This is a genomic window from Streptomyces paradoxus (assembly GCF_014202475.1).
In the GTDB taxonomy this organism is placed as follows: domain Bacteria; phylum Actinomycetota; class Actinomycetes; order Streptomycetales; family Streptomycetaceae; genus Streptomyces; species Streptomyces paradoxus.
The window spans coordinates 309,012-321,019 of record NZ_JACHGV010000010.1 but is presented as its reverse complement, the minus strand read 5'-3'; the positions used below and the strand labels follow the sequence as shown (position 1 = coordinate 321,019).

General features: G+C 73.6%; 10 protein-coding genes. 2 read left to right on the top strand and 8 right to left on the bottom strand.

The window, feature by feature from the left end:
* Positions 1-168 precede the first annotated feature (168 nt).
* From HNR57_RS30275 to rimP, 8 genes are all read right to left on the bottom strand, one after another.
* Positions 169-3,570, bottom strand: a complete 3,402-nt coding sequence (locus HNR57_RS30275; protein WP_184564941.1) for a trypsin-like peptidase domain-containing protein — start codon at positions 3,568-3,570, stop codon at positions 169-171.
* Positions 3,571-3,829: 259 nt separating this feature from the next.
* Positions 3,830-4,735, bottom strand: coding sequence for a tRNA pseudouridine(55) synthase TruB (gene truB / locus HNR57_RS30270; RefSeq protein ID WP_184564939.1), 906 nt, complete (start codon positions 4,733-4,735; stop codon positions 3,830-3,832).
* Positions 4,732-5,184 carry a 30S ribosome-binding factor RbfA gene (gene rbfA, locus HNR57_RS30265; RefSeq protein WP_184564937.1) on the bottom strand — a complete coding sequence of 151 codons (453 nt, stop codon included), beginning with the start codon at positions 5,182-5,184 and terminating at the stop codon, positions 4,732-4,734. The genes truB and rbfA overlap by 4 nt, the downstream gene beginning before the upstream one ends.
* A 32-nt stretch (positions 5,185-5,216) precedes the next feature.
* Positions 5,217-5,510 carry a DUF503 domain-containing protein gene (locus tag HNR57_RS30260; protein WP_030853207.1) on the bottom strand — a complete coding sequence of 98 codons (294 nt, stop codon included), beginning with the start codon at positions 5,508-5,510 and terminating at the stop codon, positions 5,217-5,219.
* Positions 5,511-5,643: 133 nt separating this feature from the next.
* Positions 5,644-8,751 carry a translation initiation factor IF-2 gene (infB, locus tag HNR57_RS40660; RefSeq protein ID WP_184564935.1) on the bottom strand — a complete coding sequence of 1,036 codons (3,108 nt, stop codon included), beginning with the start codon at positions 8,749-8,751 and terminating at the stop codon, positions 5,644-5,646.
* Positions 8,752-8,896: 145 nt separating this feature from the next.
* Entirely contained in the window at positions 8,897-9,193 is a 297-nt protein-coding gene (locus HNR57_RS30250; RefSeq protein WP_107459168.1) for a YlxR family protein, read from the bottom strand.
* A gap of 102 nt (positions 9,194-9,295) precedes the next feature.
* On the bottom strand, positions 9,296-10,294 hold the full coding sequence (nusA, locus tag HNR57_RS30245; RefSeq protein ID WP_184564933.1) for a transcription termination factor NusA: 999 nt from the start codon (positions 10,292-10,294) through the stop codon (positions 9,296-9,298).
* Positions 10,295-10,296: 2 nt separating this feature from the next.
* Positions 10,297-10,797, bottom strand: coding sequence for a ribosome maturation factor RimP (gene rimP / locus HNR57_RS30240; RefSeq protein ID WP_184564931.1), 501 nt, complete (start codon positions 10,795-10,797; stop codon positions 10,297-10,299).
* Positions 10,798-11,013: 216 nt separating this feature from the next.
* Here rimP and HNR57_RS30235 point away from each other — a divergent pair, with 216 nt between their 5' ends.
* Both HNR57_RS30235 and HNR57_RS30230 read left to right on the top strand, forming a co-directional pair.
* Positions 11,014-11,547, top strand: coding sequence for a hypothetical protein (locus HNR57_RS30235; RefSeq protein WP_184564929.1), 534 nt, complete (start codon positions 11,014-11,016; stop codon positions 11,545-11,547).
* Positions 11,544-12,008 (top strand): ferritin-like domain-containing protein, encoded by a 465-nt coding sequence (locus HNR57_RS30230; RefSeq protein ID WP_184564927.1) that lies wholly within the window; start codon positions 11,544-11,546, stop codon positions 12,006-12,008. The genes HNR57_RS30235 and HNR57_RS30230 overlap by 4 nt, the downstream gene beginning before the upstream one ends.

Genomic DNA, 12,008 nt, shown 5'->3' with positions numbered 1-12,008 from the left:
GTGCCTGCTCCTTGTCGAAAGCTCGTCGAACCCGTGTCCGGTCGGTTGTCCGTCATTGCCTCGTGCGCAGGTCTAAGGGTGCCATGCCGGGTGCCTCCTGCCCGCATCGGCATGGGGGCTGTGACCGGGCGCACGGCACCGTACTGCGGCCCGGCGCCGTGAGGCCGGTCATGCGAGGACGCCCGCGCCCGCCAGGTTCTCGATCATGCGGTGGGAGCTCGGCCCGACCAGCGCCACCCATTCCTCGGGCGACTCGGCCAGCCAGGCGGCCGCGCGGCCGGCGAAGCCGGGCACGTGCCGGCCCAGGTCGACCAGGGCGCGGTCGAAGCGGGTGGCGCCCTCCGGGGTGCGCACGAGGAGCCGCCCGATGCGGTGGACGAGGTCGCGCAGGTCGTCTTCGCCGTTGCGGGCGGCGGCCTGCAGGAGCGCGTCCAGGACGTCGGTGTCGTGCTCGCGGGCGAGGAGCGCGTCGCGCAGCTCCCGGCGCAGCGGACGCGAGGCGGGGATGCCGGGCAGGGTCAGGGCGGCGGCCAGGGCGCAGCGCAGCCGCACCGGGCCGTCCTCCAGCAGGCCCGTGATCAGCGGCAGGAGCACGGGCCGGGCGGCGGGGCCCCGGTCGAGCCGCTGGTCGGCGTACGCGGCCACCTGCCCGGCGAGTTCCGGCCGCAGCGAGGCCGCCCGGCACACCACAGCGGCGACCCGCCGGGCCAGGCCGGGCGGGGCGGCGTCGGCGAGGGCCCGCAGGGCCTCCTCCCCGTCCGGCCGCTCCAGCCGGGCCGCGAAGGCCGCGAGGACGGGCTCGGGGTCGGTCAGGAGGGCGCCGGCCAGCGCCTCCGGCGAGAACCGCGGGTCGCCCGCCGCGAAGTGCTCCAGCGCCCGCGGGAGGTAGCGGGCCCGGGTGTGGGGGTCCTGGACGAGGAGGGCGAGGGCGCCGCCGTGCAGGGCACGGTCGGCGGGCCGGGCGAGCAGGGTGAGGGCCGCGTAGCGCAGGAGGGCGCGGTCGCCTGTGGTGCTCACGTGCGGCGCGACGCGCAGTCCGTGCGCCACCGCGGCGCTCCGCCGCGCGGGCCGCTCGTCGCGCGCCCACCGGTCGACGGCCCGGCACACCCGCGACGGTTCCTCCTCGGCCAGCACGGCGAGCAGTTCGTCGGCCCGCCGGTGCGCACGGTCGACGAGCACGTCCGTCAGACCGTCCAGGGCGCCGTGACGGTGGGTGTGCAGCAGCGCCTGGGCGGCCGTGGCCACGGTCGCGTGCGGGGTGGCGGGCAGCGGCTGCTCGTCGTCGAACCAGCGGGCGAGCTGCGGTTGCACGGCGGCGGGGTCGGCGGCGAGAAGTCCGGCGACGGCGTCCAGGAAGCGGGGCCCGGCCTCGCACGGCGGCCCGTCGGCGTGGACCAGCCGCCGCAGCAGGGCGCAGCGCGCCTCCTCCGGGAGCCGTACGCCGGTCCAGAACGCGGGCCCGAGCTCCTCCGGCACGGGCCGCTCCTGCCGCCGCCAGGCCACGATCCGGTCGGCGAGCAGCCGCAGCACCTCCGTGTACGGCGCCGCGTCGGGCAGGGCCGACAGCGTCCCGGCGAGCAGCCGGGCGGCCCACCAGGAGCGCGGATCGGCGTCCAGGGCGTGCACCAGGTCGGCCAGGCGGGAGGCCAGTTGACCGGGGCCGTGCTGGCGGCCGAGGTACAGCAGGGCCTGGACGACCGGCCCGATGCGGTGGTGCGGCACGGGGTCGGACGGGGCGTCCTCGGCGCGGTGGACGAGGGCGTGCAGCGCTTCGTCGAGGTCGAGGTGCATGCCCTGGAGCCAGTCGGCGAGCCCCTCGTGCGCGAAGCGGTAGCCGGGTCCGGCGGGCACGAGCAGGCCCTCCGCGATTACGGCCGACGCCCAGCCGCTGCCGCCGCCGAGCCGCGCCGGGGCGGCCCCCCACGGGAACACGGCCGCGAACACCTCCTGGTCCAGGTACCCCGGCCCCGGTCCGAGACTGCGCCGGGCGGCCTCGTGCACCTGCCCGGCGACCTTGGCGGCCAGGCGGCGTACGGCGGTGCCCTGCAGACCGTCGCCGGCTGCCAGGCGCTGGGCGATGCGCAGGGACATCAGGTCGAGGTAGGCCGCGAAGACGTCGTTCCGGTCGACCACGGCCGCCTCGGGCGGCTCGGTGAGGGCCGCCCGGACCTCGGCGAGCAGACCGAGGGTGAGGGGATGCCGGGCGTCGGCCGGGGCGAGGGCGTGACCCGCGATGCCGTGGCTCCGGTACGCCTCCCGCGCCTCGCTCTCGGTGAGGTCGCCGAGGGGCACGCACGGCTCCGCGGGGAAGGGCGCGGTCTCCCAGTACTCCGCCCGGCACGCCACCACCAGCCGGGCTCCCGTCCCCCGCAGCCACCGCGTGCTCCCGTCCGCCCAGTCGGTCAGGCGGCGGGCCAGGGCCGGTGGCATCTCCTCGGGGCCGTCGAGCAGGAGCAGCAGCGGGCGGCCCGCGGACCGGGCGAGGTGGGCCAGGCGCTCGGGCGTGATGTCGCCCGGGCCGGCCGGGGCGGAGGCGGCCACGGCGGAGGCGGCCCGGCTCAGCGCCCGGTGTGCCGCGTCCGCCACCGACGCGTCGCCGTCCCGCAGTTCACTGCCGCGCAGCCAGAGCGTGGGCTGCCCGTCCCGCCGGCGGCGCGCGGCGAGCGCCGCGAGTTCCGTCGTACGACCGCTGCCCGGGGGGCCGACGAGGCCGAGCACGGCCGCCGGGCCGCCGGTGAACGCGGTGAACCCGGCCGCCACGGCCGTCCGTTCGACCGGTTGCGGGACACCGGTGCCGCCGGGCGGGCCCTCCAGTGCCACGGAGGCGGCGGTCAGGTCCAGCACCCCGGCGAGATTGAGGTCCGCGCCGTACGCGGGGACCGTCGCCGCGTTCTCGGCGAGCAGGTCGGCGAGGGACCGCGCGGCACCGGGGAGCGGGGAACGCAGCGGTACGGCGAACCCGACCTCGCGGTGATCGGAGCTGAGCGCGGTGCCCAGCACCCCGACCACGGCACCGGTCGCGGCGTCGAGCACGGGGCCGCCGGCCGCTCCGCCGCCCAGCCGCAGCGCGTCCCGCCCTGCCGTGCCGACCGCCAGTTCGAGCGCGTCGTCGAGGCGGTGGAAGCGGTCCGTGGCCGCGTAGGTCACGGAGGTCGAGCCCAGCAGCCGGGCCTCGCGCCAGCCGCCGGCGGCGATCCGTACATAGGCGCCGGTCCTGGGCCCCTCCCGCACGGTGACGGGCAGCGGCGGCACGCCGAGACCCTCGGTCCGTACGAGGGCCAGGTCCAGTGCGGGCAGCGGGGTGACCGCGTCGGCGGACACGACGCGGCGGCGGTCCCCGGCGCCGTACAGGACGATGCGGGGCAGGCCGTCGACGGCCTCGTGGCTGGTGATCAGGGTGCCGTGGTGGTCGGCCAGGAAGCCGGTGCCGCGGGGGCGGCCGGCCAGGTCGTGGATGCGGACGAGGGTGTCGCCGGGGACCGCCCCGTCCTCGTGCCGTGCTGTTCCGGGGACGTCAGGGGAGCCTTGTGAGCTGTCGTCCGTCTCCCGGGACCGGTTCCGCGACGCCATCGTCGAGCCTCCCCGCCGTACACCCGTGCCCTTGTGTTGGACAGTAGGGGCGGGATGATCAGCGGGACAGATCGCTCGGCGAAAGCGCCCCCTTCCGCTCCCCCCGTTCACTCCGAGCGCCCGCACGGACGGGTGAAGGATCGGGGGCGGCTGGATACACCCTAGGGGTGGGGGAACCGAGGGGGGCCGTGGAGCGGCGGCAGTGGAGGTACCCCGTGGCTGCCGCTCCACGGGCGGACACCGGCCCCCGGGTCCTCCGTCAGGCGAAGACGGCCAGGCTCTTGGCCTTGCCCCGCTGCTCCTCCACGAGCGCCAGGAGGCGGCCCTCCGGGTCGAAGACGGCGACCGGGCCGGAGCCCGCGTACGTCTCGGGCATCTCCAGCCGCACGCCGTTGGTGAGCAGTTTGGCCCGCCGGGCGTCGACGTCCCAGCGGGGGAACGCGGCCGCGGCGGCCTCGGCGATCGGCATCACGGTCAGCTCCTGCTGGAGCTGGTCGAGGGTGCGGGCCGCGTCCAGCTTGTAGGGGCCGACGCGGGTGCGGCGCAGAGCGGTGAGGTGACCGCCGACGCCCAGGCCGGCGCCCAGGTCGCGGGCCAGCGCCCGGATGTAGGTGCCGGAGGAGCAGACGACCGAGACGACCAGGTCGAGTACGGCAGTGCCGTCGTCGGCGACGGCCTCCCGGACGTCGTACACGCCGAAGGAGGAGACCGTCACGGGCCGGGCCGGGATCTCGAACTCCTCGCCCTCCCGGGCCCGCTTGTACGACCGCACGCCGTTGATCTTGATGGCGCTGACCTTGGAGGGCACCTGCATGATGTCGCCGGTCAGCGCGGCGATGCCGGCGTCGATCGCGTCGCGGGTGACCTCGGAGGCGTCCGTGGAGGAGGTGATCTCCCCCTCGGCGTCATCCGTGAGGGTGTTCTGCCCGAGCCGGATGGTGCCCAGGTACTCCTTCTCGGTCAGCGCGAGGTGGCCGAGGAGCTTGGTGGCCTTCTCGACGCCGAGGACGAGGACGCCCGTCGCCATCGGGTCGAGGGTGCCGGCGTGCCCGACGCGTCGCGTTCTGGCGATACCGCGCATCTTGGCGACGACGTCGTGCGAAGTGAAGCCCGACGGCTTGTCGACGATGACAAGGCCGTCGGGCGTGGTGTGCTTCTGGGTCATTCGGCGCCGTCGTCCGTCTCGTCGTCCTCGTCGGGCTTGCGGTACGGGTCGGCGTCGCCGGCGTACTTGGCGCCCGCGGATGCCTCGCGCACCTTCTCGTCGGACTGGCGCGCCTTGTCGAGGAGGTCCTCGATGGTGCGGGCGTTGTCCGGGAGGGCGTCCATGACGAAGGCCAGGGTCGGCGTGAACTTCACACCGGCGGCCCGGCCCACCTCGGAGCGCAGGATGCCCTTGGCGCTCTCCAGGCCGGCGGCGGCCGCCGCGCGCTCCTCGTCGTCCCCGTACACCGTGTAGAAGACGGTCGCCTCCCTGAGGTCACCCGTGACCCGGGTGTCCGTGATGGTGACGTGCGAGCCGAGCCGCGGGTCCTTGATCCCGCGCTGCAGCTTCTGGGCCACCACCTCTCGGATGAGGTCCGCCAGCCTCTTGGCACGCGCGTTGTCGGCCACTGGTCCGTCTCCTTAAGTGCTTACTTGTTGCTTCAGTCTTCGTCGCTGTGGAGCCTGCGTCGAACCGAGAGCAGTTCGACTTCGGGCCGCCCGGCGACGAGCCGCTCACAGCGGTCCAGGACGTCGGTGAGGTGTCCCGTCTCCCCTGAGACCACCGCGAGCCCGATCTCGGCCCTGCGGTGGAGGTCCTGATTCCCCGTCTCCGCCGCGCTCACCCCGTACTTGCGCTGGAGTTCGGCCACGATCGGACGGACGAGAGAGCGTTTCTCCTTGAGCGAGTGGACGTCGCCGAGGAGCAGATCGAAGGACAGAGTCCCCACATACATGTGTGTATCCGGATGTCCCGCCGGTTCGGGGTACGGGCGCCACGCTTCGACGCCGATACGGGAACCGTACACGCAACGGCCGGGGCCGATCGACGGAATAAGTCCCGCCGATCGGCCCCGATCGTGACTCAGGTCAGACGCGCGGCTTCTCGCGCATCTCGTACGTCGCGATGACGTCGTCGACCTTGATGTCGTTGAAGTTGCCGAGGTTGATACCGCCCTCGAACCCTTCGCGGATCTCGGTGACGTCGTCCTTGAAGCGACGCAGGCCCTCGATGTTGAGGTTCTCCGCGACCACCTTGCCGTCGCGGATGAGGCGCGCCTTGGTGTTGCGCTTGACCTCGCCGGAGCGGATGAGAACACCCGCGATGTTGCCCAGCTTGGACGACTTGAAGACCTCGCGGATCTCCGCCGTACCGAGCTCGACCTCTTCGTACTCCGGCTTGAGCATGCCCTTGAGGGCCGCCTCGATCTCCTCGATCGCCTGGTAGATGACCGAGTAGTACCGGACGTCGACACCCTCGCGCTCGGCCATCTGCTGCGCACGCCCGGCGGCGCGCACGTTGAAGCCGATGACGATGGCGTCGGAGCCCATGGCCAGGTCGATGTCGGACTCCGTGACCGCACCGACGCCGCGGTGCAGGACGCGGATGTCGACCTCTTCGCCGACGTCCAGCTGGAGCAGCGAGGACTCGAGGGCCTCGACCGAACCGGAAGCGTCACCCTTGATGATCAGGTTCAGCTGCTGGACCTCGCCGGCCTTGAGCACCTTGTCCAGGTCCTCCAGCGACACACGGCGCGTGCGCTTGGCGAACGCGGCGTTGCGCTCACGGGCGGCACGCTTCTCGGCGATCTGACGGGCCGTACGGTCCTCGTCGACCACCAGGAAGTTGTCGCCCGCACCCGGGACGTTGGTCAGGCCCAGGACCTGAACCGGCGTCGAGGGACCGGCCTCGGCAACGCTGTTGCCGTTGTCGTCGTGCATCGCCCGGACTCGGCCGTACGCGTCGCCGACCACCATGGTGTCGCCGACCCGCAGGGTGCCGCGCTGGACGAGGACCGTCGACACGGCACCGCGGCCGCGGTCGAGACGGGACTCGATCGAGATGCCCTGCGCGTCCTGGTTCGGGTTGGCCCGCAGGTCGAGCGAGGCGTCGGCCGTGAGGATCACGGCCTCCAGCAGGGAGTCGATGTGCAGACCCTGCTTGGCGGAGATGTCGACGAACATCGTGTCGCCGCCGTACTCCTCGGCCACCAGGCCGTACTCGGTCAGCTGACCGCGCACCTTGGTCGGGTCGGCGCCCTCGACGTCGATCTTGTTGACCGCGACGACGATCGGGACCTCGGCCGCCTTGGCGTGGTTGAGCGCCTCGACCGTCTGCGGCATGACGCCGTCGTTGGCCGCGACGACCAGGATCGCGATGTCCGTCGACCGCGCACCACGGGCACGCATGGCGGTGAACGCCTCGTGACCCGGGGTGTCGATGAAGGTGATCTTGCGCTCTTCTTCGTTGACCTCGGTCGCGACCTGGTAGGCACCGATGTGCTGGGTGATGCCGCCGGCCTCGCCCGCGATGACGTTCGTCTTGCGGATGGCGTCGAGGAGCCGGGTCTTACCGTGGTCGACGTGACCCATGACGGTGACGACGGGCGGACGGACCATCAGGTCCTCCTCGTCGCCCTCGTCCTCGCCGAACTCGATGTCGAAGGACTCGAGGAGCTCGCGGTCCTCCTCCTCCGGGCTGACGATCTGAACCGTGTAGTTCATCTCGTCGGCGAGGAGCTGCAGCGTCTCGTCGGAGACGGACTGCGTGGCCGTGACCATCTCGCCGAGGTTCATCATGACCGCGACGAGCGACGCCGGGTTGGCGTTGATCTTCTCCGCGAAGTCGGTGAGCGAGGCACCGCGCGACAGGCGAACGGTCTCGCCGTTGCCGCGAGGCAGCATCACACCGCCAACCGACGGGGCCTGCATGGCCTCGTACTCCTGGCGCCTCTGCCGCTTCGACTTGCGGCCACGACGCGCGGGACCGCCGGGACGACCGAAGGCACCCTGCGTGCCACCACGGCCACCGGGACCGCCGGGACGGCCACCGAAGCCGGGACGGCCACCGCCACCGGGACCACCGGGACGACCGGCGAAACCGCCGCCACCGCCACCGGGACCACCGGGACGACCGGCGAAACCGCCACCGCCGCCACCGGGACGGCCGGCGAAGCCGCCGCCACCCGGACGACCGCCGCCGCCACCGGGACGACCGCCGCCACCGGGACCGCGGCCGCCGGGGCCACCGCCACCGGGACGCGGGCCGGCAGCAGGACGCTGCGGCATCATGCCGGGGTTCGGACGCGGACCACCGGGACCGCCGCCGGGACGCGGGCCGCCGCCCTGCGGGCGGGGCATGCCGCCCGGGGTCGGACGCGCGCCACCCGGAGCCTGCGGACGGGGACCGCCGCCGGCGCCCTGCGGACGGGGACCGCCCTGGCCCTGGCCCTGCGGACGCGGGGCACCACCGGGCGCACCGGGGCCGCCCGGACGCGGGGCGCCGCCCGGACGGGGCGCCTGCGGGCGCGCCATGCCGGTGGAGCCACCAGAGGTGAACGGGTTGTTGCCCGGACGGGGACCGGCCGGACGGGCACCGGGACGCGGGGCGCCGCCACCCGAACGCGGAGCGCCGGGACGGTCGCCGCGGTCACCGCGGCCCTGGCCACCCTGGCCGGGACCGCCCTGACGCGGGGCACCCGGACGCGGCGCCTGGCCGGCCGGACGCGGGGCGCCCGGACGCGGGCCGGAGCCCTGGCCCTGAGAGGCGGCCGGCGCGGCGGGAGCCGCCGGGGGCGCGGTGAACTCGGGCGTGGTCGGAGCCGGGGACGCCGGGGCGGGCCGCGGCGCGGGCTTCGGGCCCGGGGTGGGACGGGGGCCGGGAGAGGCCGGCGCGGCCGGAGCCGCGGGCTTCTCTGCGGCGGCCGGCTTGGGGGCCGGCGGGCGCGGGGCGGCCGGACGGGCAGCCTGCGCGGGAGAGGGGGCACCCGGCTTCGCCGGGGCAGCCTTGCGCGCGGGGGCGGGCTTGCCGCCTCCGCTGCCCTGCTGGAGGGCGTCCGTCAGCTTGCGTACAACGGGCGCTTCGATCGTCGAAGACGCCGAACGGACGAATTCACCGAGTTCCTGGAGCTTGGCCATGACGACCTTGCTCTCGACGCCGAACTCCTTGGCGAGTTCGTAGACCCGGACCTTAGCCACTTCGCTCCTTTGAGGTCCGGGTTGCGTCCGGACCGTCGCTAGTTCATGGGCGTACTCATCGCGTACTCATCGAGTGCTCATCGCAATCTCGACCTGCTTTCGACTCGCGAGGTACCTAGCCGCACGGGGTTCCGTACGGCACGTCTTACGGTGTTGCCTGCTCGGCAACTGTTGTCTGCTCGACGTATCGGCGCAACGCCTTTGTGTCGAGCGGCCCCGGGACGCGCAGTGCCCGCGGGAACGCCCGGCGGCGAACCGCCTGGTCGAGACAGACCGGTGCGGGGTGAACGTACGCACCCCGGCCGGGCAGCGTACCGCGTGGATCAGGGACGCACTCGTCCTTGATCGCCACGATCCGCAGCAGTTCGGCCTTGGCCGCTCGCTCCCGACACCCCACACAGGTGCGTTCAGGGCATGCGCGGGCGCGCGTCCGGCCAGACACTGTTAAGTCTACCTCCCCGTACGCCCCTCACCCCTTTGGGGCAGGGATCGAACAGTTGCCGCGCGGGAACCTGTCGTGTTCTGAACGACGCGCGGCTTGGATCTATTCCTCGGAGCCGCTACCGGCCGGTTCCGTGTCCGGGCGGATGTCGATCCGCCAGCCGGTCAGCCGGGCCGCGAGGCGGGCGTTCTGCCCTTCCTTGCCAATGGCCAGGGACAGCTGGTAGTCGGGCACGGTCACCCGGGCCGACCGGGTCGCCATGTCCACGATCTCCACCTTGGAGACCCGCGCCGGGGACAGCGCGTTCGCCACCATGTCGCCCGGGTCGTCCGACCAGTCGACGATGTCGATCTTCTCGCCGTTCAGCTCGCCCATGACATTGCGCACGCGGCCGCCCATGGGGCCGATGCAGGCACCCTTGGCGTTCAGACCGGAGCGGGTGGACCGGACGGCGATCTTCGTGCGGTGACCGGCCTCACGGGCGATCGCGGCGATCTCCACCGATCCGTCGGCGATCTCCGGCACCTCCAGGGCGAAGAGCTTCTTCACCAGGTTGGGGTGCGTGCGCGACAGCGTCACGGACGGGCCGCGGACACCCTTGGCGACCCGGACGACGTAGCTGCGCAGCCGCATGCCGTGGGGGTAGGTCTCCCCCGGCACCTGCTCCTGGACGGGCAGGATGGCCTCCAGCTTGCCGATGTCGACGAGCACGTTCTTCGGGTCGCGGCCCTGCTGGACCACTCCGGTGACGATGTCGCCCTCGCGGCCGGCGTACTCGCCGAGCGTCGCGTCGTCCTCGGCGTCGCGCAGGCGCTGCAGGATGACCTGCTTGGCCGTGGTGGCGGCGATACGGCCGAAGCCGGACGGGGTGTCGTCGAACTCGCGGGGCTCCTGGCCCTCCTCGAGGTCGTCGGGGTCCTCCTTCGCCCACACGGTCACATGGCCGGTCTCCCGGTTGAGCTCCACGCGCGCGTGGCGGCGGCTTCCCTCGGTGCGGTGGTAGGCGATGAGGAGGGCCGATTCGATCGCCTCGACCAGCAGGTCGAAGGAGATCTCCTTCTCCCGAACCAAGCCCCGCAGGGCGCTCATGTCGATGTCCACGGCTACGCCTCCTCTTCCTTCTTGTTGTCCTTGCGGCTGAACTCGACCTGGACACGCGCCCGGACGATCTCGTCGAAGGCGAGTCTGCGCGCGGTGGCCTTGCGGCCCTTCACCCCGGGCACCTCGGTGTCGACACCCTCGTCGTCGACCTTCAGGATCCGGGCGACCAGCTCGCCGCCCTCGGCCAGCTGGAACTTCACCAGCCGCTCCGTGGCGCGGACGTAGTGCCGGTGTTCCGTGAGGAGGCGCTCCGCGCCCGGGGTGCCGACTTCGAGGGTGTACTCGCCCTCGCCCATCGCGTCCGTCTCGTCGAGCTTCGCCGAGAGCACGCGGCTCACATCGGCGATCTGGTCCAGGTCGGCGCCCGTGTCCGAGTCGACGACGACGCGCAGCACACGCTTGCGTCCGACGGAGTCCACTTCGATCTCTTCGAGGTCCAGGCCCTGAGAGGTGACGAGCGGCTCCAGCAGTCCTCGCAGCCTCTCGCTCTGGGTGGTGCTCATCCGGGTGACTCCTCGGCCGCGTGTGCTGTTGTGGGATGGGTCGCGTGTCTGGTCAAAGGGTATCCGGTCGCGGGGAGTGTTGCCGTCCACCCGGTCACGAACAGTGCCGCTGAGTGATGTGGGGCGGGGGCCCGGGTACCGTGATCACGGGCGTGCAGCCCTCGCAGTGCCTTCTTTCTCGAATGTTTCTCGAAACGAGCCCCGAGGACGTCTGACGTGCCGTTCCCCCCATCGCCGCGTGCCCGCTCGGGGCCGCGCAGAAGGAGCCTGCTCGCCGTCGCCCCGGCGGCCCTCGCCCTGACGGGCTGCACCGGCGGGGATTCCGGCGGCCCGGCCGGTGACGGCCAGCCCGCCGCCGACCGGGCACGCGCGCGTGCGGCCCGCGACAGCGAGGCTCTGGTGGAGCGCTACGACGCGGTGATCGCCGCCCGGCCGGGGCTCGCGGACCGGCTGCGGCCGCTGCGCGAGGAGGTCGTGCGGCACGCGCGGGCCCTCGGCGGTGGCCGGAAAGCGTCACCCTCGGCGTCCGCGTCGGCATCGGCGTCCTCTTCGGACTCGCCCTCACCGTCCGGGGCCGTGCCGGGGAACGACAAGGAGGCCCTCGCGGGGCTCGCCGCGGCGGAGAAGGAGCTCGCCGACCGGCGGACCAAGGCGCTGGGCGGGGTGCCGGGTGAGCTGGCGCGACTGCTGGCGTCGGTGGCGGCGGCCGGGGCGGCGCATGTGTATCTGCTGACGGAGGGGGACGCGTGAGCGAGGACGAGGACCGGGAGCTGCGGGCCCTGCAGGACGCGCTGGCGGCCGAGCACGCGGCGGTGTACGGCTACGGCGTCGTCGGCGGCAGGATCGATGACGGGCGGCGCAAGGAGGCGGTGACGGCGTACGACGCGCACCGGGCGCGCCGGGACGCGCTGGTGCGTGAGGTGAAGGACCTGGGGGGCCGGCCGGTGGCCGCGTCCGCCGGTTACGCGCTGCCGTTCCAGGTGCCGGACTCGCCGGCGGCCGTGCGGCTCGCGGCCGAGCTGGAGGACCGGGTGGCCGGTGTGTACGCCGACTTGGTGCGCGCGGCGGGCGGCGGGCGGCGGGCCCTGGCCGCGGAGGCGCTGCGGGAGGCGGCAGTACGGGCGGTGCGCTGGCGCGGCGAGAGCGTAGCCTTCCCTGGGCTCGCGGAGCGGGCCGGCACCGCCCCGCCCTCGGCGGCGCCGACGGCGTGA

Excerpts from the sequence above, each read along its gene's own strand:
- HNR57_RS30275 (WP_184564941.1), bottom strand. The coding sequence starts at position 3,570 with ATGGCGTCGCGGAACCGGTCCCGGGAGACGGACGACAGCTCACAAGGC.
- truB (WP_184564939.1), bottom strand. The coding sequence starts at position 4,735 with ATGACCCAGAAGCACACCACGCCCGACGGCCTTGTCATCGTCGACAAG.
- HNR57_RS30260 (WP_030853207.1), bottom strand. The coding sequence starts at position 5,510 with ATGTATGTGGGGACTCTGTCCTTCGATCTGCTCCTCGGCGACGTCCAC.
- rimP (WP_184564931.1), bottom strand. The coding sequence starts at position 10,797 with ATGAGCACCACCCAGAGCGAGAGGCTGCGAGGACTGCTGGAGCCGCTC.